The organism is Mesorhizobium sp. M1A.F.Ca.IN.020.06.1.1, assembly GCF_004023265.1.
In the GTDB taxonomy this organism is placed as follows: Bacteria; Pseudomonadota; Alphaproteobacteria; order Rhizobiales; family Rhizobiaceae; genus Mesorhizobium.
This window is the reverse complement of record NZ_RZSR01001207.1, coordinates 1-1501: the sequence shown is the minus strand read 5'-3', so window position 1 is coordinate 1501 and position 1501 is coordinate 1. Positions and strand designations below refer to the sequence as shown.

General features: G+C 63.4%; 2 protein-coding genes. One reads left to right on the top strand and one right to left on the bottom strand.

The genetic code is table 11. The features are described from left to right. Positions 1-279: 279 nt before the first annotated feature. Positions 280-822, bottom strand: a complete 543-nt coding sequence (locus tag EOA60_RS32515) for a hypothetical protein (protein WP_127335920.1) — start codon at positions 820-822, stop codon at positions 280-282. 361 nt (positions 823-1183) lie between these two features. On the opposite strand from EOA60_RS32515, the gene EOA60_RS32510 reads away from it, so the two are divergent. Next, positions 1184-1501: acyltransferase (locus EOA60_RS32510; protein ID WP_245502668.1), on the top strand; the 318-nt coding region annotated here is incomplete at its 3' end.

The following is a 1501-nucleotide window of genomic DNA, read 5'->3' as shown; positions in this document are numbered from 1 at the left end:
ACCGTCGGCAGCGCCGTGCGCGGATGGCTGCGCGAGGCAGCAAGCAGGCCCGCCAGCCCCGGTTCCGGCTCGCGCGTGCCGTTCTGACGATTATCCGCCACCGTGAGTCTCCACCCTGCCCGCCATGATTGGCTTTCGCCGGCGTGCAACGCGCGGATCGGAGGATGGTTGCGAGGCGCGATCAGTTGGAGGGAGGATGAAGCGGCTGATGCAAATCTCCCCTTGCGGACAAGGGGAGATTTGAAGCGCTCGCCGCCGCACCAGAAGGCTCGTGCCCGGCTATTTTACCGGGATCATGAGATGCGCGTAGGGCGTGCCCGGCCACATCACGTAAGGCTTGGACGTGTCGGGCTTGGCATCGGTCGGATAGCCTTTCATCATGTCCATCGCGTTGACGATCATCACATGCGGCCCCGTCTCGATCCAATTGTTGCCTGCCTCGGGCTTCGTCGCATAAGGATCGGTATTGCTGCCGTCGGTGCCGCCGGACAGCATATACATGAAGCCGACCTTGCCTTTGGGGGGTTCCTTCTTTTCCAGCCAGGCCATCGCCCATTCCATCGAGTTGGCATCGCCGCACATCGGATCCGGACCGGGCGAGGCCGGATTGTCCGGCATGCACCAGAAGCCGGTCTTGCCCTCGCGCAGGGTGCGCATGTTCCCCTTTTTATCCATGGCGTAGACCGCAGCGCCACTCGCCACTGCGGCGGGTGCGGCGGACTCGGCGCTTTTGATCAGCGCAGCGTCGTCGGCAGCTGCGCCCTGCATCGCAATCAAACTGCCCGCTGCCAACAGCGCAGCGACCGTCAGAAGCCGTTTCATGGCCGTTCTCCGGTTCGAGTTGATGTCTTTGTGCATGATGTCGGACGTCACGGCGTCCCAGAGCCGTTCGTCGGTGCATTGATCCTACCAGATTACCTGCAGGCGGACAATTTGCCTTTAGCGTTCGCCAATGTCCTTCCATGCTCTCGAACGCTGGCGAAACCGGCGGCTGAGCTCCTTCGTCATCCTGGGCGAAACGAGGCGCGCAGACCCTGGCGTGCCGAAGCGTCGGCTGCCGCCGGCGTTGCTGCCGCCTCCCTTTATGTTGCACTGCGTTAGATTTGTTGCATTGCGGTATGAGCCCATAGGCGCGAGGCTTTCCCAAGGCGGGATACGAACGACCGTTGCGAGGTTCGCCTTCGTGTCAGCACCATCGCCGGACTTCCGGCCCGATATTGAGGGGTTGCGGGCGCTCGCCGTGGCGGGCGTTGTCGCTTTCCACTTCGGCTTCACCGCCCTGCCCGGCGGCTTTGCCGGCGTGGACATCTTTTTCGTCATCTCCGGTTACCTCATCACCCGCCATCTGGTCAGCGAGATTTCGCTCACCGGCCGGCTCGACCTCCTTCGTTTTTATGCCCGACGCGCGCGGCGGCTGCTGCCGGTGGCGCTGTTCGTCATCGCCGCCACGCTTGCCGTCGGCACGCTGATTCTGTCGCCGGAGGAGCAGGCGCTCTATTCC